At 67.3% G+C, this 25,690-nt stretch carries 23 protein-coding genes and 1 tRNA gene; 8 read left to right on the top strand and 16 right to left on the bottom strand.

Annotation, left to right across the window (positions count from 1 at the left end; genetic code table 11):
* Positions 1–93: 93 nt before the first annotated feature.
* The 8 genes from DESPIG_RS06245 to DESPIG_RS06210 form a co-directional block, all read right to left on the bottom strand.
* A tRNA-Thr gene (locus DESPIG_RS06245) sits at positions 94–169 on the bottom strand.
* Between the two features lie 62 nt (positions 170–231).
* Positions 232–615 (bottom strand): hypothetical protein, encoded by a 384-nt coding sequence (locus DESPIG_RS06240; RefSeq protein ID WP_006006358.1) that lies wholly within the window; start codon positions 613–615, stop codon positions 232–234.
* A gap of 81 nt (positions 616–696) precedes the next feature.
* Positions 697–1,794, bottom strand: a complete 1,098-nt coding sequence (gene gluQRS, locus DESPIG_RS06235) for a tRNA glutamyl-Q(34) synthetase GluQRS (protein ID WP_081446836.1) — start codon at positions 1,792–1,794, stop codon at positions 697–699.
* 118 nt (positions 1,795–1,912) lie between these two features.
* Entirely contained in the window at positions 1,913–2,422 is a 510-nt protein-coding gene (locus tag DESPIG_RS06230; RefSeq protein ID WP_006006353.1) for a rhodanese family protein, read from the bottom strand.
* A gap of 71 nt (positions 2,423–2,493) precedes the next feature.
* Positions 2,494–3,366 (bottom strand): C40 family peptidase, encoded by an 873-nt coding sequence (locus DESPIG_RS06225; protein ID WP_246118360.1) that lies wholly within the window; start codon positions 3,364–3,366, stop codon positions 2,494–2,496.
* A 272-nt stretch (positions 3,367–3,638) separates the two neighbouring features.
* Positions 3,639–4,430 carry a GTP cyclohydrolase FolE2 gene (gene folE2 / locus DESPIG_RS06220; protein WP_006006345.1) on the bottom strand — a complete coding sequence of 264 codons (792 nt, stop codon included), beginning with the start codon at positions 4,428–4,430 and terminating at the stop codon, positions 3,639–3,641.
* Positions 4,430–4,849: a nickel-responsive transcriptional regulator NikR gene (nikR, locus tag DESPIG_RS06215; protein ID WP_006006341.1), complete on the bottom strand. Its 420-nt coding sequence runs from the start codon at positions 4,847–4,849 to the stop codon at positions 4,430–4,432. The genes folE2 and nikR overlap by 1 nt, the downstream gene beginning before the upstream one ends.
* 316 nt (positions 4,850–5,165) lie before the next feature.
* On the bottom strand, positions 5,166–5,948 hold the full coding sequence (locus tag DESPIG_RS06210; protein WP_006006339.1) for a class I SAM-dependent methyltransferase: 783 nt from the start codon (positions 5,946–5,948) through the stop codon (positions 5,166–5,168).
* Between the two features lie 187 nt (positions 5,949–6,135).
* Between DESPIG_RS06210 and DESPIG_RS06205 the strand changes: the two genes are divergently transcribed.
* From DESPIG_RS06205 to DESPIG_RS12840, 4 genes are read left to right on the top strand one after another with little or no spacing between them, the layout of a single operon-like run.
* Complete coding sequence (locus DESPIG_RS06205; protein WP_006006337.1) at positions 6,136–6,624, top strand: CvpA family protein; 489 nt, start codon at positions 6,136–6,138, stop codon at positions 6,622–6,624.
* 21 nt (positions 6,625–6,645) lie between these two features.
* Positions 6,646–7,443 (top strand): nucleoside triphosphate pyrophosphohydrolase, encoded by a 798-nt coding sequence (gene mazG, locus DESPIG_RS06200; RefSeq protein WP_006006335.1) that lies wholly within the window; start codon positions 6,646–6,648, stop codon positions 7,441–7,443.
* 32 nt (positions 7,444–7,475) lie between these two features.
* Entirely contained in the window at positions 7,476–9,518 is a 2,043-nt protein-coding gene (locus DESPIG_RS06195; protein ID WP_246118361.1) for a hypothetical protein, read from the top strand.
* Positions 9,515–12,016, top strand: coding sequence for a hypothetical protein (locus tag DESPIG_RS12840; protein WP_006006331.1), 2,502 nt, complete (start codon positions 9,515–9,517; stop codon positions 12,014–12,016). The genes DESPIG_RS06195 and DESPIG_RS12840 overlap by 4 nt, the downstream gene beginning before the upstream one ends.
* Positions 12,017–12,565: 549 nt before the next feature.
* Here the strand turns inward: DESPIG_RS12840 and DESPIG_RS06185 are convergent.
* The 6 genes from DESPIG_RS06185 to DESPIG_RS06160 form a co-directional block, all read right to left on the bottom strand.
* Positions 12,566–13,048, bottom strand: a complete 483-nt coding sequence (locus DESPIG_RS06185; protein WP_006006328.1) for a hypothetical protein — start codon at positions 13,046–13,048, stop codon at positions 12,566–12,568.
* Between the two features lie 17 nt (positions 13,049–13,065).
* Complete coding sequence (glpX, locus tag DESPIG_RS06180) at positions 13,066–14,049, bottom strand: class II fructose-bisphosphatase (protein WP_006006325.1); 984 nt, start codon at positions 14,047–14,049, stop codon at positions 13,066–13,068.
* 150 nt (positions 14,050–14,199) lie between these two features.
* Complete coding sequence (locus tag DESPIG_RS06175) at positions 14,200–15,852, bottom strand: NAD+ synthase (RefSeq protein ID WP_006006323.1); 1,653 nt, start codon at positions 15,850–15,852, stop codon at positions 14,200–14,202.
* A gap of 9 nt (positions 15,853–15,861) precedes the next feature.
* A complete protein-coding gene (locus DESPIG_RS06170; protein ID WP_006006321.1) occupies positions 15,862–17,703 on the bottom strand; it encodes a UbiD family decarboxylase in 1,842 nt (613 codons plus the stop codon).
* Positions 17,703–18,194 carry an NUDIX domain-containing protein gene (locus tag DESPIG_RS06165; RefSeq protein ID WP_040369542.1) on the bottom strand — a complete coding sequence of 164 codons (492 nt, stop codon included), beginning with the start codon at positions 18,192–18,194 and terminating at the stop codon, positions 17,703–17,705. The genes DESPIG_RS06170 and DESPIG_RS06165 overlap by 1 nt, the downstream gene beginning before the upstream one ends.
* Positions 18,195–18,309: 115 nt before the next feature.
* The gene (locus DESPIG_RS06160; protein WP_006006316.1) at positions 18,310–18,978 is read right to left on the bottom strand and encodes an L-threonylcarbamoyladenylate synthase; all 669 of its coding nucleotides are present in this window, start codon (positions 18,976–18,978) and stop codon (positions 18,310–18,312) included.
* Here DESPIG_RS06160 and DESPIG_RS06155 point away from each other — a divergent pair.
* Positions 18,977–19,450 carry a 23S rRNA (pseudouridine(1915)-N(3))-methyltransferase RlmH gene (locus DESPIG_RS06155; protein WP_006006317.1) on the top strand — a complete coding sequence of 158 codons (474 nt, stop codon included), beginning with the start codon at positions 18,977–18,979 and terminating at the stop codon, positions 19,448–19,450. The genes DESPIG_RS06160 and DESPIG_RS06155 overlap by 2 nt on opposite strands.
* A 72-nt stretch (positions 19,451–19,522) precedes the next feature.
* On the opposite strand, the gene DESPIG_RS06150 is transcribed toward DESPIG_RS06155, so the two are convergent.
* Both DESPIG_RS06150 and DESPIG_RS06145 read right to left on the bottom strand, forming a co-directional pair.
* On the bottom strand, positions 19,523–21,805 hold the full coding sequence (locus DESPIG_RS06150) for an STT3 domain-containing protein (RefSeq protein WP_006006314.1): 2,283 nt from the start codon (positions 21,803–21,805) through the stop codon (positions 19,523–19,525).
* A 135-nt stretch (positions 21,806–21,940) separates the two neighbouring features.
* The gene (locus DESPIG_RS06145; protein ID WP_006006312.1) at positions 21,941–22,609 is read right to left on the bottom strand and encodes a 16S rRNA (guanine(527)-N(7))-methyltransferase RsmG; all 669 of its coding nucleotides are present in this window, start codon (positions 22,607–22,609) and stop codon (positions 21,941–21,943) included.
* Between the two features lie 97 nt (positions 22,610–22,706).
* On the opposite strand from DESPIG_RS06145, the gene DESPIG_RS06140 reads away from it, so the two are divergent.
* From DESPIG_RS06140 to DESPIG_RS14070, 3 genes are all read left to right on the top strand, one after another.
* Complete coding sequence (locus DESPIG_RS06140) at positions 22,707–23,660, top strand: ACP S-malonyltransferase (protein ID WP_006006310.1); 954 nt, start codon at positions 22,707–22,709, stop codon at positions 23,658–23,660.
* Between the two features lie 30 nt (positions 23,661–23,690).
* Positions 23,691–25,346 carry an arginine--tRNA ligase gene (gene argS, locus DESPIG_RS06135; protein ID WP_006006308.1) on the top strand — a complete coding sequence of 552 codons (1,656 nt, stop codon included), beginning with the start codon at positions 23,691–23,693 and terminating at the stop codon, positions 25,344–25,346.
* 5 nt (positions 25,347–25,351) lie between these two features.
* A partial coding sequence (locus DESPIG_RS14070; protein WP_006006306.1) for a hypothetical protein occupies positions 25,352–25,690 on the top strand: 339 nt, incomplete at its 3' end.

The raw sequence follows: 25,690 nt of genomic DNA, 5'->3' as shown, positions 1-25,690 counted from the left end.
CTAGTCGGAACAAAATCCTCAGGACGCTCAGTGAAATATACTTTCGGCAACAAAAAAGCCCTCACGGAAGATTCCGTAAGGGCTTATTTTTTATGGAGCCAGCTAAGAGACTTGAACTCTTGGCCTGCTGATTACGAATCAGCTGCTCTACCAACTGAGCTAAGCTGGCGGACGGCTTGTTGTGTCAAAATATGGCCGGACTGTCAAGCGGAAATATGCCCGGCCGGAGGATCAGTCGTCAGTCCTTTCCAGATACAAGGGAATGACGTGCAGGCTGCGGCTGACTTCTTCGGTATGGCCCAGCCACCAGCGGACCTTGTCTCCGGGCCAGCCCAGTTTTTCCGCCACGGCACGGGCCACGCCGGCCACATTGAGGATGGGATGGCGCTGGAAGACCTGCGGCAGTCCGTAGGTCAGATTGCAGGCAAGACATTTTCCGGGGCGCTGGTGCAGCTCAAAGGCCAGTTCCGCCTTCCCTTCTCCTTCGGAGCGGCAGACCAGAACGATGTCATAAGCGCCTTCCTCAGCGCCGCCGAACAGTGCGTCGAAAAAAGCCTCAGTGCGTTCCGGGGGGAACACGCTTTCAAGAAAGGCCTTATCAAGAACCTTGCTCATATTGCCTCCAGCCCGACAACGGGCAAGAAAATTTCAAAAGCTAACGATAGCGTTTTTTTTCATAAAAGACAAATCCGCCCGTCAGCAAGGCAGGCACAGGGGCCGCAGCCACTCCGGCACGCGGGGCAGGTCCCGCAGGCAGACGTCATGCCGGGGCAGGCGCTCCAGCCGGAAGCCCTCCAGCAGATCCGATGCCGCGACCGGCCGCATGTCGGGGCGCAGACCGGCCAGACGGGCCAGCACGCCCACGATCTCCGCCGCCGCGACCCCCTGACGGCGCAGCTCGCGTACCCCCAGGCTCTGGTGACGTTTGGCCAGGCGTTCCCCCTGTCCGTCCAGCAGCAACGGGATGTGCGCATAGGCGGGCGGCTCGAAACCCCACAGGCGCAGCAGGGCCAGCTGACGCGGCGTGGATGTCAGAATGTCGCGCCCCCGCACCACCTGGGTGATGCCCATCAGGGCGTCGTCCAGCGCCACGGCCAGCTGGTAGGCCACCACGCCGTCGGAACGGCGCAGGGCAAAATCTCCGCCGCAGTCCTCCAGCGTGAAGGACTGTTCGCCCAGCAGGCCGTCCCGGAAATGGAAACATCCTTCGGGGCAGCGCAGGCGCAGGCAGGCACGCCGCCCCTGGGCCTCGCGCAGACGCCGCTCTTCCGGCCCCAGATGACGGCAGGTGCCGGGATAGGGGGCCCCGGCATCATCCACATGGGGCGCCCCGGCCAGCTGGCGCAGTTCCTTGCGGGTACAGTAGCAGGGATAGACCAGCCCGGCACGATCCATGGCATCCAGCGTCTCGGCATACAAGGCCGTGCGGGCGCTCTGGAAATAGGGGCCGCACGGGCCCTGCTCCGCCATGGCGCTGCCGTCGGCCGGGACGGCGCCGTCCACGGCCGGGCCTTCGTCCCAGTCCAGCCCCAGCCAGCGCAGGTCCTCCACCAGGGCCCGGGCATATTCGGGACGCGAACGCTGGGGGTCGATGTCTTCCATGCGCAGGACCAGCGTCCCGCCGGCGCTGCGCACCGCCAGCCAGGCCAGAAGGAAGGCCCAGGCATTGCCCAGATGCATGTAGCCCGTGGGACTGGGGGCCAGCCGCCCCCGTACGGGCCGGGAAGAGGCCGACGGCGCGGGATGGTAACGATAGTCTTGCAGACTGCGGGGCAGTGCGCAGGGGATGGTCATGCCGCCTCCGAAAACGCCCGGTACGGGCCGTCCGTGTCATGTAAGCTGTGAACGAAAGGGGAAGGGAACCCCTGACAGGAGCGCCCTTCCCCTTTGGGAAAATCTGTCTGCACGGAGACTATTTCTTGTTCCACGGCATGCGGGCCAGCAAAAGGCCCAGACCGCAAAAGCCCGTCACACCGGCAAAGACCAGGCCCGCGCCCACGAAGGCGCTCAGCCAGAGCCACTGGGGCCAGGCAAGGCTCAGGGCCAGGCCCAGCAGCACCATGCCGCCCGCGCCGATCTGGATCTGGCGGAACATGGGCAGGCTGCGGCGGCTGCGCACCACGGGAAGACCGGCCTTGTCCCAGGCCGTGGCCCCGCCTTCCATCTGCCAGGCCTCACCGGCGGCCAGCTGTTCCAGCAGGTCGCTGTTGTTCTTGGTGCGACGGCCCGAATTGCAGGTGAAGACCACGGGCTTGTCCGTCACAGGACGGAAATCCTGCCAGCGGATGACCGACAGGGGGGCGATCTCCGCACCTTCGATGCGCAGGGACTCCACTTCATCAGGTTCGCGAATATCCACGAGCCGGATCTCGCCGGCTTCCAGTTTCCTTTTGACATCCTGGGGGCTCATGAGAGGAAGCATGATCGACTCCCGTATATGCCGGACCAGGGGCCCGGGTCATGCCGTCCTCCCGTTGCCGACAAAAGGACGGGCTATTTCTTGGTCTTGCGTCCCTGCGTGCCGGAGCTCTTCTTGCTGCTGCTCTTTTTGGCGCTGCTTTTGCTGGTGCTGCGGCTGCTCTTCTTGACACTGCTCTTCTTGCTGCTGCCCTTCCGGCTGACGCTGCTCTTGCTTTTGCTGCGGCTGTTCTTCTTCTGGACGCTGCTCTTCTTGTCCCGCGTGTTCTTCTGGCTGACGCCGGCCTTGCTCTTGCTGCGGCTGTGCGAGATCTCGCGCACGGCCTGCTCTTCGGCATAGGCGGCCATGCGCAGTTCCTCGGCACTGAAGGCGTCGCTGCCTTCCACGCGTCGGGCTCCCATGAAGGTAGTTCTGAAATACGGGTCGTCAAGACTGTTGATGCGCACGCGCGTCCGGCGGCGGGGGCTGTGGACGAACTTCCCGTCCCCCACATAGATGCCGGTATGGTAGCCGCGGCGGGGATGGTGGAAGGCCACGATGTCACCGGCGCGCATGTCTTCCACGCGGGTGATGCGCTTGCCTACGGCCGACTGTTCCCGGGCCGTGCGCGGCAGGTTGATGCCCACGCTCTTGTAGGCCCACTGCACGAGGCCGGAGCAGTCGAAGCCGCCGGGATTGCGCCCGCCGGGCACATAGGGGGTGCCGATGGCGGAACGGGCCACCTGCACGGCCTTGGCCTGCCGGGGACCACCCTCCTCGGCGCTTTCATCGAAAACGGCTTCATAGGAGCGGCGGAAGCGGGCTTCCTGCGCCGCGCGCTGGCGCTGCGCATACCAGGATTCTTCAGGATAACCGGAAGAGCCGGACCCGGAATGGGAGGCGCAACCGGCGCTCAGGGCCAGCAGACCCATGGCAAGGGGTATCAGCAGTCTTGGGACAAGACGCATGCTTTCTCCGGGGTAAGAAATCGCAACCAAAAAGAGGGGAAGGGCCCGGGCGGCAGGGAAAGGACCCGCACGCCGCCGGCAAAGGGACAGTCCCTGCAGGGGACAGGACCACGGCCGGACAGCCTGTCCTGCCCAAAGGCCATACGAAACTTGGGCGTGAGAGTATTAGCACAGGCTGCTGTCAAGTGTAAAAAACTTTTTGGGAAAAATTTTTTGACCGCAGTATCGTGCAAAAAAAGGAAGCCGGGCTCTCCCGGCTTCCTCAGTGCTGGCTAGGCCTGTTCGTCCTGCGTTCGCAGGTCGCGTTCGATGCAGGCAAAGGCATTATGGCTGTGGATGGACTCCATGCTCTCCACCTCCACGCGGAACCAGCGCACATGCTCGTGCTCCGTCAGGCGCTGGGCCACGTTGCGCACCACGTCCTCCACGAAGGTGGGCTGGGCGAAGGCGTGCTCGGTGACGTATTTCTCGTCCTCGCGCTTGAGCAGGGTATAGACGGCGGACGAGCCCGAAGCCTCGGCCATTTCGATGAATTCCTCGATCCAGCTGAAGCCCGACATGCGCACGGCCAGATGAATCATGGTGCGCTGGCTGTGCGCGCCCTCGCGGCTGATGGCCTTGGAACAGGGGCACACGGTCATCACGGGCACGTCCACTTCCAGCAGGAAGGACTGGCCCTTCTCGTCCAGCTCGCCGGTCAGGCGGCACTCATACGAGATGATGCTCTTGATGCCCGACGAAGGCGCGGGCTTGTGCACGAAATAGGGGAAGCAGAAGCGCACATAGGAGCGGCGCGCTTCCAGGCGTTCCTTGACCGTGGCCAGCAGGCGGCGCACCGACTGGTAGTTGATTTCGTCGTTCCATTCTTCCAGCGCTTCGATGAAGCGGCTCATGTGCGTGCCCTTGAACGAGGCGGGCAGATCCACACCAAGGTCCACCCGGGCCACGGTCTGGCGGCTGCCCTGGGCGCGGTCGCGCACCAGCAGCGGCACGGTGATGCCGCGGATGCCGACGCGGTCGATATTGATGGGAACCTTGGGGGCATGGCGTTGCACGTCTTCCATTATGCGAGATCCTGTCCTGTAGTTGTACCGCTGAAGGTGCCGTGCTTGACACCCTTGCAGGAAATGAGCTTGTCGGCCAGCGCCCGCACGCGGGCGGCCTCGCCTTTGAGGATGAGCACCTCAAGGCAGTTGTGATGGTCCAGATGCACATGCAGGGTGGCGATGATGATGTCATGCTCGTCGTGCTGCATCTGGGTCAGGCGGCGGGCCAGGTCGTTCTTGTGATGGTCATAGACCAGGGTCAGCGTGCCCGCGCCCTGACCGTCGGCCTGCTGCCACTCCTCGGCCACGAGGGCCTTGCGGATGAGGTCACGGATGGCTTCGGAGCGGTTGCTGTAGCCCTTGACGGCGCACAGGGCGTCGAAAGGTTCCAGCAGCTCTTCGTCCAGAGAAACACCAAAACGTGTCAGTTTTCCCATTGTTCGCCTCATGCGGCCGGGACACCGTCCGGCGGTGCCCGGTGGTGAATCTAGCAAAATCTTCCTGAAAATCCAGAGGCCTTTCCCCGGCCCTGCCCGCCAGAGCGGCGCCTTTCGCAAAAGTGTGCCGGGAAAGGGGCGGACAGGCCGGATGGCGGCACAGGAGCGCGCCCGTCAGGCCGGAGCCGCTGCAGCAAGGGATACGGAAGATCCCTTCCTGCGCATACTGCCCTATGCCTTGCGGGGACAAGGCCCTCACGCAGGCAACGGGAGCCGGCTACCGGAGCGGGAAGGCCCCAAGGCCCACGATCCGGGCCTACGCGGGCCGGACGCGGCGGCGTATCTCCCACACGGCCACCGTGACGGGCACGGGCTGGGCATACAGGGGCTCCACACGTTCGGTGAACACGCGCCGCCCTTCCAGACCGCCGCCGTGCAGGGCCTGCAAAAAGGCCTCGTACACGCCGCGTCCGGGCTCGGCCACCCAGGCCGCGCCGTCGTCGGCCAGCACATGGGAAAGAAAGTGCATCACCGGCGCCACGAAGCGCTTCTCGTACATGATGTCGCCGCCCCAAAGACGGAAGATGCTGCGGGGCCGCACGGCAGGCTGACGCCAGTCCATGACGGTCCACAGGGGCGAGGTCACCCCGTTGTGCCGGGCGTTGAGGCTGGCGAAGTGCAGGGCCTCTTCCTCATAGTCCATACCGATGACCTGCGCGCCCAGCCACTGGCCCACCATGGCCGTGAGCCCCAGGCCGCAGCCCAGGTCGAGGCAGGGGCGCCCGGCGATCTCGTCGCGGCGCTCTTCCAGCCAGCGGCACAGAGCGATGCTGGACGGCCACAGTTCCGTCCAGTACGGCAGGCGTTCGTCCTCAAAGTTCTGCGGATCGTCCAGCATGGCGTTCCACAGGGTCTCCAGGTCGGCGGCGCGCTGCAGGCGCCACAAGCGACCGCAGGCCCGCACGGAGATGAAGGGGGTGTAGGACGTCAGGCCGTGGCTTTCCTCTTCGGCTCCGGGCGCGGTCTCCGCCGCCGGAGCTTCCGCACTGTTGCAGGCCAGTCCGGCCTGTTCCAGCAAGTTTCCCAATCGCGTATCCATCCCGCAAGCATAGCGTATCAGGCCCCATCTGTACAGACGGACGGATTGTGTCCTGCCCCCCCTTTTGCTATGCTGCGCCCGTACCTGCACGAACGGATGCGGCCCGTTGCAGGCTGCCGGAAATCCCGGTGCCCCGCGACCGGCCGCCCCGCCGGCCGCAGGAGGATCTTTTCCTTACAGGAAGCTTATGGGACAGGATATTTTCGACGTCATCATCGTGCTGGTCCTGACGGCCTTCGCGGCCCGCGGGTTCTGGACCGGCTTCGTGGGCGAGGTCGCCGGGCTGCTCTCCATCGTGGGCGGCTTCTGGGTCTCCCACCATTTCCACACCGTGCTGGCCCCGCACCTCACCTTCATCACCGAACCGGCCTGGCGCAACATCGCCAGCTATGTGCTGCTCTTCCTGGGCGTGCTCATCGCCGTGGGCCTGCTGGCGCGGCTGCTGCAAAAGCTGCTGGCCTTCTCCTTCGTGGGCTGGATCGACAAGCTCACCGGCGGCCTGCTGGGCCTGGCCAAGGGCGTGCTGCTCTGCGCCGTGGTCCTGCTGCTGTTGCAGAAGCTCTTCGGCGATGCCGAGTTCCTGCGCCACTCGCGCGCCCTGCCCTATTTCAATTCCCTGATAAGCCAGGTGCGCGGCTGGCTGCCGCCTGACCTCATCAGCCGTTTCGGACTTTAACCCTCCACAAGGAACAGTTTCATGAAAAGCGCTCTGGAAGAATTGCAGGCCGTCATCGAACGGCTGACCGATGCCGAGAACGGCTGCCCCTGGGACAAGGAGCAGACCCCCGAAAGCCTGACCGAATACCTCATCGAGGAGAGCCACGAGCTGGTCAGCGCCATCCGCTCCGGCAACACGGCCGACGTGTGCGAAGAACTGGGCGACGTGGCCTTCCTGCTGCTCTTCGTGGCCCATCTGTACCAGAAGCGCGGCCAGTTCAGCCTGGACGACGCCCTGAACAACAACCGGGCCAAGATGGTGCGCCGTCATCCCCATGTGTTCGGTGACGTGACCTTCGACAATCTGGACGAGCAGCTCAAGACCTGGGAAAAGATCAAGCGCGCCGAGCACACCGATGCCGAAGGCAAGCCCCAGGGCCTGTTCGACTCCCTGCCCGCCAGCCTGCCGCCGCTGACCAAGGCCTACCGCATCCACTCCAAGGCCGCCCGCGTGGGCTTCACCTGGCCCGAGGACGAAGAAGTGGAACAGCAGGTGGAAGCCGAATGGCTGGAATGGCTGGACGCCTCCGCCGGGGACGACGCCGAAGCCCAGAAGCACGAGCTGGGCGACCTGATCTTCAGCATCACCGAGATGGGCCGCCGCAAGGGCATCAAGGCCAGCGAAGCCCTGGACCTGGCCACGGCCCGCTTCCTGCGCCGCTTTGCCCGCATGGAAGAACTGGCCCGGCAGCAGGGGAAGGACTTCCCCGAACTGTCGCTGGATGAGAAGGACGAGCTGTGGAACGCGGCCAAGGAAGAAGAAAAGGCCGCCCATTAGCGACCTCCGCCCTTGGGCGGCTTTTGGCGGTCGTGCTGGCCCTGCTGCTCTGCGCCTGTGCGCAGGACGTCATGGGCCCGCACGGCCGCAAGCCCATGCTCCTGTCCGGGACGGAACGCCCCGACAGGGCCCCCGGCAGCCTGTTGCGCGCCGATCCCGGCTATATCCAGTGGCTGGAACGCCAGTCCATGCTGGGCAATGCCGACGATCTGGCCGCCGAGGTCTCGGGCTCGGAACGTCTGTGGGGCAACAGCGGCAGCAATGACCGCCTGCCCCTGCTGCTGGATGCCGCCCCCTGCTGGCTGGAGGTCAATCCCCACACCCTGCGGGGCAAGGCCCCGGCCATGCAGTCCCTGGCCCGCTCCGGCACCCTGGAAGCCTTTCGGCGGATGGGCTTTTCCGGCCTTTACCTGTCTCCGTCCCAGGAGCAAGGCGCCCTCTGGCACAACCAGCTCCGGCCCGATTTCGGTACGGGCACCACGTCCCTGGCCTTCGACGCCCGCAGCGGCGACGACGAACAGTTCGCCCGGCTCAACGCCCGTGCCGCCACCAGCGGCTTCCAGCTGGGCGGCTCCCTGCCCCCGGCCGCCACGGGCCTGGGCCCGGACTTTTTCCTCCAGGCCCGCCACGCCAGCCGCTTCAGCGGCCTGTACGCCATGATGGAGGCCCCGGCTTCCCTCTGGGGCACGCTGCCCGCCTCGCCCCAGGAATGGGAATGCCTCCCCCTCAACGCCCAGCAATGCCGCACCCTCACCGACAAGGGCCTGCTGCCCCCGGCCCTGCTGCGCGACAGTCTGCCCTGGGCCACGCCCGGCGGCTGGGCCGTCACCGGCGAAGTGCGCGGGGCCGACGGCAAGCCCCGACGCTGGCTGTACCACTATGCGGGCAACGTGCTGCGCCCCGTGCTGCTCTGGCAGGACCCCTCGGGACAGGCCCGGCGCGTGCTCTCCGCCGCCGTCATCCGGCATACCGGCCTGCAGCAGCAGACCCTGGCCGGGCTGCACCTTGAAGCCATCATGGGCCTGGACGTGCCGCCCGACGGCGGAGCGCCCTCCCCTCGTGACCAGCTGGCCCCCGGTCTGGAAGCGCTGGACGCCCTTGCCCGCGAGATCCACCGCTACGGCGGCTGGGCCATGCAGGCCGACATCCTGCCCCCGTCGCTGACGCCCCTGATCCAGCGGGCCCCCGTGGACCTGACCCGTGATACCGTCACCAGTCCCGCCGCCGAATATGGCCTGCTGACCGGCGATGCCGCGCCTCTGGCCGCCCTGCTGCGCCAGTCCATGAGCAGCGGCGTCCGGCAGGAAGGTCTGGCCCGCGGCCTGCACCAGTGGCAGGGCGTGGACTGGCGTCCCCTGCGTGACCTGCCCGGCGGCGAGGCCCTGTACCAGCGTGCCCGCCGTCTTTCCGGCCTGCATGACGACGAATATTTCTGGCCCACCACGCCCGCCGGTCTGGCCCGGGAAGCCCTGGGGCGCAAGCCCGATGCCGCTCCCGCCCGTGACCGGCGCGATACGGAACTGGAAGAAGTCAGCCTGCTGCTGCTTGCCTGGCGTGTGGGCCTGCCCGGTCTGGCCTTCGTGAGCCCGCAGGAATTGCAGGGTGCCCTGCCCCTGTCAAAGTCCACGCCGGGCACGGCCGCCAGTGCCGGTCTCGTCCCTCTGCTGGAGCCGGAGACCGCCGCCGGCGAAGTGGAGCCCGCGCCCCTGGCCTTTGGCCCGCTTTCGGAGGAGCTGCGTCTGCCCCGGAGCCCGGCAAGCATCATGGCCCGGCTGCTGCATGCCCGCGCCGTCTCCGGTGTGGCCCGTGGCCAACTTTTGCGTGTGGTCAGCGGCCCTGCCGGGACCCTGGCCACCGTCACCCGGCTGCCTGACGGCAGCTGCTGGGTGCTGGCCGCCAACTTCGGCAGCGGCAGCGCCACCCTCCGCATCCCCCTGCCCGTTTCCGGGGCAGCGCAAGATATCGTTGAACAGACGTCCCTGGCTGTCCAGGGAGGTCTGACCGTGACCCTGAACGGCCGTTCTGCCCGGCATTATCTGGTCGGAGCCGCCGCATCGCCCAAGGAGCCATCATGACAGAAAAAAATCCCGATGCCGCCAGCAAGCTGGCCTGCCCTGAAGAGGAGATCCCCATGGGCATGACGCCCTGGTCCCAGCTGGATGAAGAGGCCCGGGCCCGGGCAAGCCGCCCCGCCCCTGCCGACGGCCAGAAGAGCCCGGCCCCCGGCACGCCGTCTGTGGCCCCGGAACCGGCGCCCGCCCCGCAGGCAGAGGCCCCTATCCCCATGCCCGCCGCAGAGGCCGTGCAGCCTGAGGAGGCCCCGGCCGCTCCCGCCGCGCCTGCTGCCGCGCCGGAGGAAAGCCCTGCCGCTGCCCCATCGCCGACGCCCGAAGCGCCCTTGACGATGGCAGCCGAGGAAGCGCCTGCGGCCCCTGCCGACGCTGCCCGGCCCGTACCTGAGACCGAGCCTGCCGCCACCGCCGAAGAAAAGGCCGACAGCGGCGAAGCTCCTGCGGAGGCCATGCCTGCCGATGCCGCCGCGTCTGCCGCCATGGCCGACGCGCCCCGCAGCGGACGCCGCGGTCTGGCCACCATGCAGCCCGCCGCGGTGGGGGACCAGATCCCGGCTGCCGATGGCGCCCCCCTGCCGGAAGAAGGCCAGGCGCCCGCCGGAGAAGAGGCCCCGGCCGCTCCCGCCGCTCCTGCCGCCGCGCCGGTGGCCGTGCTGGAAGCCGGCCCCGCCCAGAAAGCCTTTGCCGTGCTGACCAAGATGGGCCCCCTGGCCCTGCTCCTGCTCCTGCTCTGCCAGCTCTGGCCCACCTTCTTGACCGGCGGTCTGTACTGCCCGCCGGAAATGAAACTCATGGATACCGTCCGTGAAGCGCTGGCCAATGGCCAGTGGTTCGCGCCCCTGCACAATGGTGATGCCCAGCTGCCCGTCTTCGTCTGGATGCTGGCCGCCCTCGACCTAGTGGCCCGCATGGTGCCCCAGCTTTCGGCCTTCGTCTGGCCGGCGGGCGCCGCGCTGGGCGGTCTGGCCTGTCTGTGGGGCACCTGGGCCCTGAGCCGTGCCGCCGGTTTCGGTCCGCAGGCCGCCCTGGCCTCCGGCCTGATCCTGCTCTCCAGCCTGCTGTTCCCGCAGCTGGCGCACTTCATGGGCCCGCAGGGACTGGCCACCGGACTGTGCCTGCTCTCCATGGCCTTCTTCTGCATGGGCTGGAAAAAGGAACACGCCTGGATCTCCCTGCCGCTGGCCTTCCTGACCTCCGGCCTGGCCGCGCTGACCGGTGGCCTGGTCTTCCTGATCCTGCCCCTGCTGACCAGCCTCGTCCACCTGTTCTGGACCTGGCGCATCCGCCGCGCCCAGCGTCTGGACGCGCTGGCGGGCTTCCTGCTGCTCCTGCTGCTGGGTGCCCTCTGGGCCGCCGCCATCATCTTCTGGGTGCAGGCCGAAGGCTACGCCCAGGCCGTGTCGTCCAAGTTCATCAGCCTGCCCTGGCCCCTGCCCGCCTTCTGGTGGCTGGCCCCGGCTCTTGCCGTGCTCGGCCTCCTGCCCTGGCTCTTCGTGGTCACCGGCGTCAACTGGGGCCGCGTGTTCGCCACCAGCTGGAAGACCCTGCGGGCCAGCCGCAAGGAAAGCAGCGGCAGCTCCTTCCTCTGGATCGCTCTGGTCTTCTCCCTGCCCCTGTCCCTGCTGGGCTCCGGCCTTGCCGGCGCCACGCCCGCGCTCTGCCTGCTGGCCATCCTGCTGGGCCGCGCCCTGGTCCGCATGGGCAGCCTGGGCAGCAAGTTCTTCTATCTGGTCATCGCCCTGCTCTTCCTGCATGCGGGCATGCTGCTGGCCGCCCTGCACTTCCCCGTGGCGCTGGAATGGCTCCGCACCTCCACATCGCTGGCCATCCCCCAGCAGTATGAGGCCCTGCTGACCAGCCTGGATGCCCTGCCCGTCCTAGGCGGCCTGTGCATCGTCTTCGCCGTGCTGCTGGCCCGTTTCACCCGTCGTGCCTGGCCCGGCGGCTCCCTGCTGGTCTGCACCCTGTTCGCCATCCTCCTGGCCCAGCCTGCGCATCTGTGGCTGGCGCCCCAGCTGGCCGAACATGCCGAACTCAAGCTCGCCGCTGCCCAGCCCCTGAACGCTCCTGCCCCCGTCGCCCCGGCCGCTGTCGAAGAGGGCACCGCTCCTGCGGCCCCCGAAGCTGCCGCCGAAACGGCCGCGCCGGAAGCGCCCGCTGCTGATGCTGCTGCCCCGGAAACGGCTCCGACCCCCGAGGCCGCTCCTGCTGCGGAGGCCACGGCCCCGGCCGCACCTGAAGCCACCACTCCGGCTGAAGCCGCCCCGGCCCCGGAAGCGACGGAAACCAGCGCTCCCGCTCCTGAAGCTGCTGCTCCGGCTGAAGTACAGGCTGCTCCGGCCCAGGAAGCCGCGGCTCCGGCACCCGCGGAAGGTACGCCCGCCCCTGCGGAAAATGCGCAGCCTGCCGCGCCCGTGCAGGAAGCTCCTGCCGTACAGACCCTGCCCGCGGGGCCTGAACACGGCGCGCCCATCCCGCCGGATGCCGTTCCGGCCCAGTAAGCGCCACCCATAGACAAAAAAACAAGGGGAGAGCCCGCCAGGGCCCTCCCCTTTTCTGTTTCCTTGCCAGCGGCGGGGACATCGCTGTCCTCCCTACGCTTCGGCAGATGCTCCTGCCTGTCTGCTGCCGGGCAGCCTGCCCGTTCCTCAGCTTGGACGCCGGGACTGCGCACATTTTTCCTGTCCCTGCCGGATGGCGTCCGTCGTCCATGCGGACAGGATGCCCGGTATGGAGGGGCTTCCCAGGGCCAGCCACGGAGCCGTCCCAACGCATGCGATAAAGCGGATTTCCCGACAGCCTGCCGGCAGAACGGAATCGGCAGAGGCCCGGCCATCCCTGCCTTTTCGATCGCGGACAAGCGCCCCGCTACTGCCATCCGCCCGTTGTCCGCCGCTACGGCCCGGAAGGGCTCGTGCCGGGAGCCCGCGCCACATCCGCCTGCCAGCAGGGAGGATGCAAACAGAACAAAACCAAGCGACATGAAAAAAAGCGCCCATCCCTCACGGGACGGACGCTTTTTTTCAGAACAGCAGGCAGGGCCTGCGATGCTAGTGGGACATGCCCTCGTCAGGCATGCTCACCTTGAGCAGGCTGCCCAGATGCTTGCGGGCCAGCTCCACTTCGGCCTTGTCCACCACGGGCATGTCCTTGGGACGGACCTGCAGGTCATTGCCCTCTTCCACGATGACAAGCGCCGCGGCCATGCGGCCCATGACGCAGAAGAAGCGCCGGGCATCCCAGCCCTTGGCCTCCACCCAGCGGGCGGCATCGTCAGGATAGAGGAAATCCGCCTTGCCCCTGCGGGCCACGGGATGGGCCTCGATCCTGTTCTCACGGGCCCAGTTGCGGAACTGGGGCAGCACATCGAGGAAGCGCAGCAGTTCCTTTTCTTCCACCGGGCCTTGCCCGTCATAGACCGTCGTCACGGCAGCCGCTTCCACGTCCACCGGGACGACCACGGTCAGGCCGCACAGCAGCAGGCCGCACAGCAGCCCGCCGGCCAGCCAGCCTCGGCATCCAGTTTTTCTCATCAAGCAACAAGCCTCGCTTAGTACTGCACGGCGCTGATCTTGGAGAGCCTGTCCATATTGTGGTAGGATTCCACATAGCGCAGGGTCCCGGTCTTGCCGCGCAGCACCAGGGAATGGGTCACCGCATGGCGGGCGCTGTAGCGCACGCCACGCAGGAAATCGCCGCCGGAGATACCCGTGGCGGCAAAGAAGCAATCATCGCTGCGCACCAGATCGTGCACGGTCAGCACTTCGCGGATGTCGATGCCGGCCTCGTTGATGGCTTCCTTCTCCACATAGGACTGGGGATCAAGACGGGCCAGGATCTGGCCGCCCATCCCCTTGATGGCGCAGGCCGCCAGCACGCCTTCGGGGGTGCCGCCGGTGCCCATCATGACGTCGACTTCGGAACGCGGATCCACGGCCATCAGGGCGCCGGCCACGTCACCGTCGGTATGCAGCTGGATACGGGCGCCCGTGCTGCGGATGTCTTCGATGAGCTTCTTGTGACGGGGCTTGTCCAGCACGAAGACCACCAGGTCCTGCACGTTCTTGCCCAGGGCGCGGGCCACGTTATGCAGGTTGACGTCCACAGGAGCGTCCAGATCGATCACATCGCGGGCCTCACGGGCCACCACCAGCTTCTGCATGTAGTAGCTGGGACCGGGGTTGAACATGCTGCCGCGCGGCGCCACGGCCACCGTGGAGATGGCATTGGGACGGCCATAGGCCAGCAGGCTGGTGCCTTCCACGGGGTCCACGGCCACGTCCAGCTGTGGGCCGTCGCCCATGCCGACCTTTTCACCGTTGTACAGCATGGGGGCGTGGTCCTTTTCCCCTTCACCGATGACCACGATGCCGTCCACATGCAGGGTGGAAAAACTGTTGCGCATGGCGTCCACGGCGGCGCCGTCACCGGCTTCCTTGTTGCCGCGGCCCAGCCAGCGGGCGGACGAAAGCGCGGCGGCTTCCGTGATGCGAACGATGTCAAGAGCCAGGTTTTTCTCTGGTGCTTCAGGCATGGTCTCTCCTCCAGATGCGAATGATGTCTGTCTGCGCTCCTGCGAGCGCTCCGGCGGCCATGCTCGTTCCCGCAGCCGCCTTCCCTTGGTATCAAATATCGTGCGCCGTGCGGCGCGTCCCCCTTTTCCCGCAGCGCCACGCCTATGCCGTTACGGCATGCGGTAGCGTCCGGCCACCGGCACCTGCCAGCCCGTACCGAAAGGCATGCGGCTGATGTGCAGGCCCAGGGGCTCCTGACGGCGCTTGAATTCCGCGGCGAACAGCTTGCGGCGCACTTCCTTGCGCAGGCCCTCGTCGGCATCCTGGGGCTGGGCCGCCGTCTGCCCGGCAAAGATCAGGCTCTCCAGCACCGGGTCCAGCACGTCGTAGGGCGGCAGGGAATCCGAATCCTTCTGCCCGGGCCGCAGCTCGGCCGAAGGGGCCTTGTCGAAGATGGCCTGCGGGATGATGGTGGCCTGACGGTGATGGTTGTACCAGCCGGCCAGGGTGTAGACCTCGGTCTTGGTCAGGTCGGCGATGACGCCCAGCGCGCCCACGGTATCGCCGTACAGGGTGCTGTAGCCCACGGCGCACTCGCTCTTGTTGCCCGTATTGAGCACCAGAGCCCGCGCCCGGTTGGCCAGCGAGGACACCATGATGCCCCGGATGCGGGCCTGCAGGTTCTCGAAGGTGGTGTCACCGGGGAAGGTCTCGAACAGGTCGAGTCCCGGCGCCAGGGCCGCGGAAAAACTTTCCATGACCGGCTCGATGGGCAGGGTCAGGGTCCGCACCCCCAGATTCTCGGCCAGCTCCAGCGAGTCGCTCACCGACCCTTCGCTGCTGTAGGGCGACGGCATGAGCACGGCCGTCACGTTGTCCGCGCCCAGGGCCTCGGCAGCCACGCAGAGCACCAGGGCCGAATCCATGCCGCCGGAAAGGGCCACGATGGCCTTTTCCAGACCGCACTTGTGGACGAAGTCCCGCACGCCCAGGGTCAGGGCGTCCCAGATGGCTTCGGGCAGGCAGGCGGGACGCGGGTGCACGATGCCGCCGCTGCCCGCGGTGTCCACCAGCAGCACGTCTTCGGCAAAGGCCTTGCCGCGGGCCAGTATCTGCCCCGTGGGGTCGAAGGCCAGGCTCTGGCCGTTGTAGACGCGGCTGTCGTTGCCGCCCACCATGTTGACGGAAAAAAGATGCACATGATGCCGCGCCGCCACATGCGAGAGCATCTGCTCGCTCAGGCGCTGCACCCCCTTGCTGAACGGTACCGCCGCCATGTGGACGATGGCGTCCACGCCGCGCTGCACCAGCTCCATGAGCGGGTTGTGGCCGCTGGCGTACTGGGTCTTCCAGAAGGCGCCGTCCTCGGTGGCCGATTCCTGGCACAGCACCACGCCAAGGCGCCAGCCGTCCAGGGCCAGGATGCCGCAGGAGACGCCCCGGTCGAAGAAGCGGGCCTCGCTGTCCTGACCGTAGGTCTGGTAGACCTTGCGCGAGACTACCGACCAGCGCCCTTTCTGCACCAGGATGGCCGCGTTGGAGAGCAGGCCCGAGGCGTACACGCTGGCCACCGGCGCGCCCACCAGCAGGGGCGGCCCGTCCTGCAGGGCATCGGCCAGCATCTGCAACCCGGCCTTGCAGCCCTCGGCGAAGTCCTCGGCGCGCAGATAGCTGCCCGGGGCCACGCCGCACAGGGCCAGCTCGGGAGTGACGCACAGGTCGGCGCCCTGGGCGGCGGCCTCACGCACGGCGGCAAGGATGCGCTCGGCATTGCCGGCCACGTCACCGGTGACGGTATTGCATTGCAAGAGGGCGATCTTCATAGACGATCCTTATTCGATAAGGCCGTGCAGCGGGCCGCCCGGCGCGGCCAGGGCATCCACACGGCGTTGAACGGCGGGGTCTTCCTCCAGCGCGGGCGCGTGGAAGGGCTTGATGCGGGCATCCAGCAGCAGCGGCCCTTCGCAGGACCAGTGCCGCGCGCGGACCACGGCTCCGGTGCCATAGACGTCGGCAGCGGGATCGGAGCGGCTGAAGGCCACCCAGAGGAAATTGTCGAAGTCCGCGGCGCAGAAGGCGGCATCGTCCGCCACGACCACCAGCGGGAAGGCATCGCGCTGCGGCCAGTGGGCCAGACAGGCGGCCAGCTCCTCCATGCGCGGGTCGGTCTCGTTGCGGCCCAGCTCATGACGGGGACCGCGCAGCACCAGGATGCCCGGCCCGGCACAGCGGGCGTCGCCGAAGCCTTCGGGCAGCGGCGGCAGGTCGTGCACTTCCAGCGCCAGCTCCCGCCGCTTTTCGCCCGCCGAGGCCCAGATGAGCTTGGAGCCTTCGTTGAGGGCAAAGCCGGTGTAGTCCAGCGTATCCGTGGTGGAGCGGGTGATGAAGTGCAGGTCGCGCTCGAAATCGGTGCGTTCCAGCAGATGCCGGAAAAAGGCCACCACGTCCCGCGCCCGCAGGCCCGGCGCATCTTCATGCGCGGCCACCAGCACGTACTTGGCCAGGGCCGTCTGCGTGGTGCCCAGCATATGGAGGGCGGCGGTCAGCAGTTCGCGCGGGCGGCGCTGTGCCTCGTACGGCGTGTAGCGCTCGCTGCCCAGGGCCAGCAGCAGGGGATGCACCCCGGCGGCGTCCACGGCGTGGACCTCGCGCACGCCCTGGAAGACCTGCGGCACCAGCGCGCCGGTGAGCTCATGGATGAAGTCGCCGAAGACCGTGTCTTCCTGCGGCGGACGTCCCACGGCCGTATAGGGCCAGATGGCGCCGGTGCGGTGATGCACGGCCTCCACCTGCAGGATGGGGAAATCATGCTTCAGGCTGTAGTAGCCCACATGGTCGCCAAAGGGCCCTTCGGGCTTGAGATGCGGCAGGATGTGACCGCTGATGCAGAAATCCGCCTCGGCCAGCACCGGCAAGGGCAGGCGGCGGCTGTAGTGCATGGCCGCGCGGCAGCCGCCCAGCAGGCCCGCGAAACGCAGTTCCGAAAGGCCTTCGGGCAGGGGCATGACCGCCGCCACGGTGAAGGCCGGCGGGCCGCCCACGAAGATGTTCACCGGCAGGCTCTGGCCGCGTTTGAGGGCCTCGGCATGGTGCACGCCGATACCACGATGGATCTGGTAATGCAGGCCCACCTCGTCGGCGGCATAGTCGTTGCCAGCCAGCTGCACGCGGTACATGCCCAGGTTGGAGGCATCCAGACCGGGACGCGCGGGATCCTCGCTGTAGACCAGCGGCAGCGTGATAAAAGGCCCGCCGTCCATGGGCCAGCCCACCAGACGGGGAAGATCCGACAGGGCGCAGCGGTTCTCCAGCACAGGGGCCTTGGAGGTGCGCCGGGGCAGCATGTGCGGCAGGGCGGGCAGGGCCCGCAGGCTGCGCAGGGGATGCTTCAGGGCCGCGGCCGGATCGGCCTTGGCGGCCAGCACGGCTTCCACCCCGGCGAGGCTGTCGCGAAAAATGTAATGCAGGCGTTCCTTCGTGCCGAACAGGTTGGCCAGCATGGGGAAGGAACAGCCCTTGACCCGCGTGAACAGCAGTGCCGGGGATTTGGAGCGGAAGGCCCGGCGCTGGATGTGCGCCAGCTCCAGATGCGGGTCCACGGGGACGTCGATACGGCGCAGCTGTCCGACCTTTTCCAGATCGGCCACACATTCCTGAAGGTTACGGTAGCCCATCAGTCATCCTCCCCTGCCGGTTCCACCGGCGCCAGCGTACGTTCGCCCGCCAGCCAGCGGCCAAAGTCCGCCAGGATGCGGGCATGGTCGAAACAAATGGGCTGCGGCAGCCTGTCCAGAGGATAGAAGGCCGCCCGGGCCGCATCGTCCCCGGCTTTCAGGGCTGCCGCATCACGCGGGCGCCCCACGAAGACCACGCTCATGGTGTGGCGGCGCGGGTCACGGTCCGGGCGCGAATACACGCCCAGCACGCCCAGCAGCTCCACATCGAGACCGGTCTCCTCGCGCATCTCGCGCACGGCGGCATGTTCCACCTGCTCGCCGTCGTCCACGAAGCCTCCCGGCAGGGCAAAGCCGTGCGGCTCGTTGACACGTTCGATGACCACCACGCCCCGTTCGGGATCATAGATGACCACATCCGTGGTGGGCGCGGGGTTCAGATACCGGATGACGCTGTGACCGCAAGCGGGACAGGTGAGTTCTTTCTGCATGGGTGCCTCCAGTGGCGCATGGTACGCCAGCAGCATGCCGGCCGCAAGCTCCATGTTCGACAGGAATTTCGACGTCCTCCAAGATGCGTCTTACGTCCTTGACGACGGGGCGGGCTCAGGCCAGGTGCGGCGTGAAGCCCGCGGCCCGCAGGGCCTCCAGGCTGACGGCCCCCAGACGCAGCACGCGCAGGTCCGTACCGGCCAGCGGCTCCACGATGGTGGACGGCACGCCCCCTGCCGGGGCAGGGCCGCTGACCACCACGCCGTCGTCGGGCCCGGTCAGGGCCGCCAGCAGGCGTTCGTCCAGCTCGTCAGGCACGCGGGCGGCCGCCTGACCGCTGATGTTGGCGCTGCTGGCCGTGAGGGGCTCCCCGGCCAGACAGGAAAGCCGCGCCGCCAGCGGATGGGGCGTCAGGCGCACGGCGGCCTTGCCCCTGGGGTTCACCAGCTGCGGCGCCAGGGGCCGGCGGCCTTCCAGCGGCGTCAGCCGGGCGGTCAGCACCACGGTCAGCGGACCGGGCCAAAAGGCCGTCAGCAGCGCTTCGGGGGCCTGCTCCAGCGTCACATAGGGGCGCAGCAGCTCAAGGCTGCCCGCCAGCAGGGGCAGGGGCATATGGACGGGCCTGCGCTTGGCCTGATACACTCGCGCCACGGCCACGGCCTGGTCGGCACAGCAGCCCAGGCCGTAGAACGTCTCTGTGGGAAAGGCCAGCACGCCGCCATCACGCAATCTGCGGGCGGCGTCTTCTGCCGTGGATATCTGACACAACGATCGAGGAATCATGACAGGGAAACCCTTGCGCCTGCTCAGTGTGGGCAAACTGAAAGTACCGTTCTGGAAAGACGCCGCCGCCCACTACAGCCAGCGCATCAACCGCTGGCGGCGTCTGGAATGTGTGGAAGTCCGGGACGGGGACCCCGCCCTGCCCCAGGCCCAGCGCAACGAGCTGGAAGGCCGCCGCCTGCTGGAGGCCCTGGGCCCGCAGGACGTGCCCCTGGTGCTGGACGAGCGCGGCATCACCATGACCTCGCCCCAGCTGGCCCAGCTGCTGCAAAAGATCGACAACAACGCCATGGGCCGCGCCTGCTTCATCATCGGCGGCGCCTACGGTCTGGACGAGGCCGTGCGCCAGCGTGCCTGGAAGCTGGTCAGCCTCAGCAGCATGACCTTCCCCCACGAACTGGCCCGCGTGCTCCTGCTGGAGCAGCTCTACCGCGCGGAATGCATCATCCGCAAGGTGCCCTACCATCATTGATGCGGCCTGCGGGCAAGGAATCCGAGGAGAGGGGCCCCCTCTCCTCAAGCATCTCTCAACGTCCGCCCTTCCCTACAGCACTTCGTAGATGCGGCAGAACACGTTGTCGTAGACCAGCTTGAAATAGGGCGAGATGGCCGGGTCCTGCGGGTTGCCCACCAGCAGGCGCACCATGAGCGAATTGTAGAGATTGGCATCCATGGCCAGCTTCTCGTCCGTGATGCGGTTGAAGAAGAAGTGCACGTTGCGGCGCCCGGAAAGGAACTCCTGCCGCTGGGCCGCCGTGGCCCGCGGATGGCTGTCGAACCACTGCTGGATGTAGTCCCGGCGGGTGACGCCCGTCTCTTCGAACACGCTGATGGACGCCGGACGGATGGGCGTGGCGCTGTCGTCCAGCAGGACCTCGCCCTTGTCCAGGTTGTAGGCCACGGCCTGCGGCAGGATGGACAGGGCCGCGCCCTCTCCCTGTCGGGTCACGAAGTCCCAGTTGCCGAAATTGCTGATCCAGAAACCAAGGCGCAGCATCTCGAAACTGACCGTCACGAACTGCCGCCCTTCACCTTCCACCAGCGCCGTTTCCGGCGAACGCAGCTTGTCCATGAGATCCTGGGCCTGCTGGGCATCCAGCCCGGCAAAGACCGCGCCGGCCACTTCCTCGTCGAAGGGATCGCGCCCCTTGGCGAACTTGCTGGTATAGCGGATGAGCTGGCGGGCAAAGCGGGGATTGTCCGTACCCAGCACCGCCGCCGAAAGGTAGAGCGGCGCTCCGGCATTGCGGGCACCGTCCGCGATGGTGAGGCGCCGGGCGAAATGGTGGGCCGCGTAGCCCCAGTCCCACCACAGCCAGAGCGTGGCGTCCTTGGGCACCACGGTCTGGGCCCGGCTGAGCATCTCGGCATGGCGGCGGTTGATCATGGGGCCCTGCGACATGGCCGGGATGATGTTCACGAAGGGGGCCACCAGCAGCGCCAGCAGCAGCGCGGAAGTCAGGATGCCCGCCACGTTGGGACGCAGTTTGCGCAGCAGGCGCTGGAGCAGCCAGTACAGGGGCAGGGCCAGGCCCACGGCCACGATGGGCGCGCCGAACATGACCATGCGGCCGCCCATCTTGGTGCTGAGCAGGCCCAGCGCCGCCAGCGGCAGCAGGAAGAGCGCACCGGGACGCCGGAAGATCACCCACACGAAGCCCAGCAGGCCCAGGGCCGCGGCCTCATGCCAGGGATGGAAATAGGCCAGCACGGCCAGCAGGCCCAGGTCCTGCACTTCGGTGAGGGCCTGTCCCGCAGGCGGGTAGATGAGGGCCAGCGCCCCGCTGCCGCCCGAGACCTCGGCCTTCTTCATGTACAGGGAAAGCTGGTGGGTGATGGTCTGCAACAGCTCGCCCGACAGGAAGAGGAAGCCCACCCCCAGCCAGAGGAGGATGAGCACCCAGGGGCGGCACAGCCACTGGCGCAGGCGGTACATCTGACGGGCGCGCGTCCAGCCCGCGGTCATGAGCAGGGCGCTGAAGCCGAAGAACAGGGGGCCGCCCAGCGTGGGCAGGGCGTAGGCCAGCGAGCCCAGCAGCAGGAGGTTGCGGCGGCCGCGCGGCGCCATGACCAGGCTCATGAAGGCCAGCAGGCAGACATTGTAGCGGGTCAGATAGGGAAAGACCGAATGCCATTCCTGCGTCCACCAGGAGATGACGCCGGAAACGCCCAGCAGCACCACCCACTGCCAGCGCAGGGGATTGCCCAGGCGCAGGTCCTGCTCGGCCAGCGAGCTGCCCCAAAGGCGCCTGGCCGCGGCCAGGCCGGAACCGACGATGAGCTTTTTCAGGATCAGCTGGGGCAGGAGCATGTAGCGCATGGCCCAGCAGGCAGGCGCCAGGGTCATGAGCAGCGGGAAGAACAGGGTCACGAGGTCCGTATCATAATAGCCCAGCAGGGTGCGGGCCAGGAAGCCCGGCGCCAGGCTGGTCAGCAGGCCCGCCACCACACCGGCTTCCATGCTGCCCAGGGCCCAGACCCAGGCATAGACGATGACGGCCACGAAGCAGGAAAGCAGCGCCGGGAACCAGAACGCCACCGCCGCGGGATAGGTCCCCAGCAGGTCGGCCATGCCGCGCAGCATGACGGCCATGGGATGCCCCTCCGCATGGCCGAAGCCTTCGGCACCGGCCACCCAATGATAGGCATCGTGCGTGGCCAGCAGCCATTCCGAGCCCAGACGGTATTCCGGGTCCTGCCAGCAGGGCCATTCCAGCATGCGCAGGGCAAAAGCCAGGCCCAGGGTCACCAGGCCCCAGAACAGACCGTGCAGCCAGAAGGTGCGGTTCTCAGCGGTAAAGTAGACGGAGACCGGTTTGTCCGTCATGCGGCTCTCCTTTGTGGCAGGGAGTTTGCGGCAAAAAGTAACGCGTATCCGAGGACACGAACAAAACGCGCGGGGAGGAGGAGCCTGAGGGAAGATGGCCCTCTCGCATTGGCGAAGGGGCCCCTCAAAAGATCGCTACCCTTCGGCTCTCCGGCGCAGGGCCCAGAACCAGCGGTGCACGTTGTCGGCCGTGTAGGCGAAGGACCCCACCAGCTCCCAGCCGTCGATGTCCCCGGCGGCGGGCGGTTCCTCGCGGGCCAGGATCACCACGGTGCCGTCGTCGGCCAGGTGCGGGGCCACCAGTTCCAGCAGCTGCGGCCAGGGCATGAAGGCCCGGCTGGTGATGCAATCGGCCTTGCGGGCCTGCTTGGGGAAAAAGTGCTCCACCCTGCCCCGGAAAACATGGGTCCCCGGCAGGGGCACGCGGGCCAGCACCGTGGAGAGGAAGAGCGCCCGTTTCTCGCGGGCCTCCACCAGCCAGCAGGTGCCGCGCTGCCAGGCCATGCGCAGGGGGATGGCGGGCAGGCCCGCGCCGGAGCCCAGATCCCAGCACAGGGGATCTTCGGGCAGGGGCAGGCCGTCGAGGAAGGTCGCCAGATGGAAACTGTCGGCCACCAGGCGCTGCATGGCGTCGCGCCAGTGATGCGCGCCCACCAGGTTCATGGCCTTGTTCCAGCGGCAGAGCAGCTGCAGATATTCCGCCAGCCCGGGCAGGGCCGCCTCGGGCACCGTCACGCCCGCCTCCCGGGCGCATCGCGCCAGGGCGGACAGGGAGATGTCGTCGTGTTTCGCGTTGGGCTTCATGGGCCTTGTGTAGCCTCTGGCGGCGGGACTTGCAAGCTCTGGCGCTCTGTCGTAAAAAAGACGACTTTATACCGCTTGCCAATCCATTTTTGGAGTTATGAAAATGACATCGTGTGCATTGCTTTTTCCCGGCCAGGGCTCGCAGGAAGCGGGCATGGGCCGGGAGCTGGCCGAAGCCCGTCCCGAAGCCATGACGCTCTGGAAGCGTGCCGAAGCCATCAGCGGCCTGCCGCTGCGCGAGATCTACTGGGAAGGCGATGATGCCGCCATGAGCGACACCCGCGCCCTGCAGCCCGCGCTGACCGTGGTCAACATCAACCTCTGGCGCGAGCTGGCGGGCAAGGTGCGCCCCTGTGCCGCCGCCGGTCACAGCCTGGGCGAATTCAGCGCCCTGGCCGCCGCCGAGGTGCTGGATCCCGAGACCGTGCTGCAGATCGTGTCCCTGCGCGGCCGCCTCATGGCCGAGGCCGATCCCGACGGTGCCGGCAGCATGGCCGCCATCCTCAAGATGAAGCAGGAAGACGTGGAAGCCCTGGCCCGCGAGGCCGCCGTGGAAGCCGACGCCCTGCTCATCGTGGCCAACTACAACACCCCGGCGCAGTTCGTGGTCAGCGGTCACCGCGACGCCGTGGCCCTGGCCTGCCAGAAGGCCAAGGAACACCGCGGCCGCGCCATCGAGCTCAAGGTGAGCGGCGCCTTCCACAGCCCCATGATGGAAAAGGCCTCCCGCGAGCTGGAGCCCCTGCTGCGCAAGGCCGTGTGGCGCAAGCCGCAGTTCCCGGTCTACTGCAACCTGCACGGCCGCGCCGTCACCGACGGTGAAAGCGCCAAGGAAAGCCTGCTCAAGCAGATGACCTCGTCCGTGCTCTGGATCGAGACCGTGCGCAACCAGTATGCCGACGGCGTGCGCCGCTGGGTCGAAGTGGGTCCCAAGGCCGTGCTGGGCAAGATGGTGCCCGCCTGCCTCAATCATCTGGACGAGGCCGCCCGCCAGGAACTGCGGGTGGAACTGGTCAACAGCCTCGAAAGCGTGGAAAATTTTTCGGCGTAGGCACGTGCCCCGCCTCAGGAGATAGGATACATGCGCGCTACTGACGTTTTGCGCTCTGCCCTCATGGGCATTGTGGAAGAGATGGGCCTCAACTGGCCCGCCAAAGCGGTCATCGAACCGCCCCGCGACCCCAAACACGGCGACCTGGCCGCCAACATCGCCATGCTGCTGGCCCGCGAGGCCCACAAGAATCCCCGCGAACTGGCCCAGGTCTTCGTGGAAAAGCTGCCCCAGCGCTGCGCCGACATCGAAAAGGTGGAAGTGGCCGGCCCCGGTTTCTGCAATGTGACCTTCAGCCAGCACTTCTGGCGCAAGACCGTGTGTGAAGTGGAAGCCGCCGGCGCCGCCTACGGCCAGAGCAGCGTGGGCCAGGGCCGCAAGACCCTGGTGGAATACGTTTCCGCCAACCCCACCGGCCCCCTGCACGTGGGCCACGGCCGCGGCGCCGCCGTGGGCGACAGCCTGGCCCGCCTGCTGCGCAAGGCCGGTTTCGACGTGGAGACCGAATACTACATCAACGACGCCGGCCGTCAGATGCGCATCCTGGGCCTTTCCGTGTGGCTGCGCGTGAAGGAACTGGCCGGCCGTCCCGTGGAATGGCCTGAAGACTACTACCGCGGCAGCTACATCATCGACATCGCCCGCGAGATGCTGGCCGAAGACCCCAGCCTGCCCGACATGGAAGACCAGGCCGGTCAGGACCGCTGCTACGAACGCGCCATGAACGAGATCCTGGACGGCATCAAGGCCGACCTGGCCGACTTCCGCGTGGAACACCAGCACTGGTTCTCGGAAAAGACCCTGGTGGAGAGCGGCGCCGTCAAAGCCGCCTTCGACGCCCTGACCGAAGCCGGGCACACCTTCGACAAGGACGGTGCCTTCTGGTTCGCCACCCAGGCCCTGGGCGACGACAAGGACCGCGTGCTGCGCAAGTCCGACGGCAGCCTGACCTATTTCGCCTCGGACATCGCCTACCACCACAACAAGTTCCAGCGCGGCTATGACTGGCTCATCGACATCTGGGGCGCCGACCACCACGGCTACGTGCCCCGCATGCGCGCCGCCATCACCGCCATGGGCAAGCCCCGCGAAAGCTTCGACGTGGTGCTCATCCAGCTGGTGAACCTGCTCCAGGGCGGCAAGCCCGTGAGCATGTCCACCCGCGCGGGCACCTTCGAGACCCTGGCCGACGTGGTCAAGGAAGTGGGTGCCGACGCGGCCCGCTTCATGTTCCTTTCGCGCAAGAGCGACACCAGCCTGGACTTCGACCTGGAGCTGGCCAAGCAGCGCAGCCTGGACAACCCCGTGTACTATGTGCAGTACGCCCATGCCCGCATCTGCGCCGTGCTGCGCCGTGCCGAGGAACGCGGCATCACCCTGCCCGCCGCCGCCACGGACGAACTGCTGGCGGCCCTGGACACCCCCGAAGATATGGCCCTGCTGCGCAAGATGGCCGGTTTCGAGGACATGGTGGCCACCGCTGCCCAGGCCCTGGCCGTGCATCACGTCAGCCACTACCTGATGGATCTGGCCGGCATGCTGCACAGCTACTACGCCAAGCATCAGGTGCTGCTGGCCGACGATACGGCCCGCACCCTCTCGCGTCTGGCCCTGCTGCGCGCCGTGAGCCAGGTGCTGCGCAACGGCCTTGACCTGCTGGGCGTGAGCGCTCCCGAGGTCATGTAGATCCTATGGCCCAGCCTTTGCGAAAGATCCGCCAGCGTATCGCTCCCTCTGTGCCCAAGGGCGGTTTCAGCTTCACGCTGCCGCCCCTGGCCGCGGGGGCCATCTGCATCGTCATGCTGGCCTGCATAGGCTGGGCCTTCTTCATGGGCTATATGGTGGGGCACGGTCAGAACCCCGGCGAAGAGATGCGGGAACTGACCGGCATCGGCCGTCCCGACAGGGAGACCCTGGCCGAGATGGACAAGGCCATGGCCGGTTCCGAAGACGCGAGCCTGCGGGACAAACTGGCCGATCTGGGCCAGCAGCCCGTGGGCGGCGCCCCTGCCGCTCCCGAAGGGGATGCC

Source organism: Desulfovibrio piger ATCC 29098, assembly GCF_000156375.1.
GTDB classification, from domain to species: domain Bacteria; phylum Desulfobacterota; class Desulfovibrionia; order Desulfovibrionales; family Desulfovibrionaceae; genus Desulfovibrio; species Desulfovibrio piger.
The sequence above is the reverse complement of the archived record's forward strand: the minus strand, read 5'-3'. Positions and strand labels throughout refer to the sequence as shown.

Bases quoted from the DNA above. Each gene is read 5' to 3' on its own strand.
- glpX (WP_006006325.1), bottom strand. From the start codon at position 14,049: ATGCCTGAAGCACCAGAGAAAAACCTGGCTCTTGACATCGTTCGCATC.
- DESPIG_RS06230 (WP_006006353.1), bottom strand. From the start codon at position 2,422: ATGCTTCCTCTCATGAGCCCCCAGGATGTCAAAAGGAAACTGGAAGCC.
- DESPIG_RS06175 (WP_006006323.1), bottom strand. From the start codon at position 15,852: ATGAAGATCGCCCTCTTGCAATGCAATACCGTCACCGGTGACGTGGCC.
- DESPIG_RS06240 (WP_006006358.1), bottom strand. From the start codon at position 615: ATGAGCAAGGTTCTTGATAAGGCCTTTCTTGAAAGCGTGTTCCCCCCG.
- DESPIG_RS06210 (WP_006006339.1), bottom strand. From the start codon at position 5,948: ATGGATACGCGATTGGGAAACTTGCTGGAACAGGCCGGACTGGCCTGC.
- DESPIG_RS06185 (WP_006006328.1), bottom strand. From the start codon at position 13,048: ATGAGAAAAACTGGATGCCGAGGCTGGCTGGCCGGCGGGCTGCTGTGC.
- DESPIG_RS06225 (WP_246118360.1), bottom strand. From the start codon at position 3,366: ATGCGTCTTGTCCCAAGACTGCTGATACCCCTTGCCATGGGTCTGCTG.
- nikR (WP_006006341.1), bottom strand. From the start codon at position 4,849: ATGGGAAAACTGACACGTTTTGGTGTTTCTCTGGACGAAGAGCTGCTG.
- DESPIG_RS06155 (WP_006006317.1), top strand. From the start codon at position 18,977: ATGACAGGGAAACCCTTGCGCCTGCTCAGTGTGGGCAAACTGAAAGTA.
- folE2 (WP_006006345.1), bottom strand. From the start codon at position 4,430: ATGGAAGACGTGCAACGCCATGCCCCCAAGGTTCCCATCAATATCGAC.
- DESPIG_RS06205 (WP_006006337.1), top strand. From the start codon at position 6,136: ATGGGACAGGATATTTTCGACGTCATCATCGTGCTGGTCCTGACGGCC.
- DESPIG_RS06145 (WP_006006312.1), bottom strand. From the start codon at position 22,609: ATGAAGCCCAACGCGAAACACGACGACATCTCCCTGTCCGCCCTGGCG.
- mazG (WP_006006335.1), top strand. From the start codon at position 6,646: ATGAAAAGCGCTCTGGAAGAATTGCAGGCCGTCATCGAACGGCTGACC.
- DESPIG_RS06150 (WP_006006314.1), bottom strand. From the start codon at position 21,805: ATGACGGACAAACCGGTCTCCGTCTACTTTACCGCTGAGAACCGCACC.
- DESPIG_RS06140 (WP_006006310.1), top strand. From the start codon at position 22,707: ATGAAAATGACATCGTGTGCATTGCTTTTTCCCGGCCAGGGCTCGCAG.
- DESPIG_RS06170 (WP_006006321.1), bottom strand. From the start codon at position 17,703: ATGGGCTACCGTAACCTTCAGGAATGTGTGGCCGATCTGGAAAAGGTC.
- DESPIG_RS06160 (WP_006006316.1), bottom strand. From the start codon at position 18,978: ATGATTCCTCGATCGTTGTGTCAGATATCCACGGCAGAAGACGCCGCC.
- gluQRS (WP_081446836.1), bottom strand. From the start codon at position 1,794: ATGACCATCCCCTGCGCACTGCCCCGCAGTCTGCAAGACTATCGTTAC.
- argS (WP_006006308.1), top strand. From the start codon at position 23,691: ATGCGCGCTACTGACGTTTTGCGCTCTGCCCTCATGGGCATTGTGGAA.
- DESPIG_RS12840 (WP_006006331.1), top strand. From the start codon at position 9,515: ATGACAGAAAAAAATCCCGATGCCGCCAGCAAGCTGGCCTGCCCTGAA.
- DESPIG_RS06165 (WP_040369542.1), bottom strand. From the start codon at position 18,194: ATGCAGAAAGAACTCACCTGTCCCGCTTGCGGTCACAGCGTCATCCGG.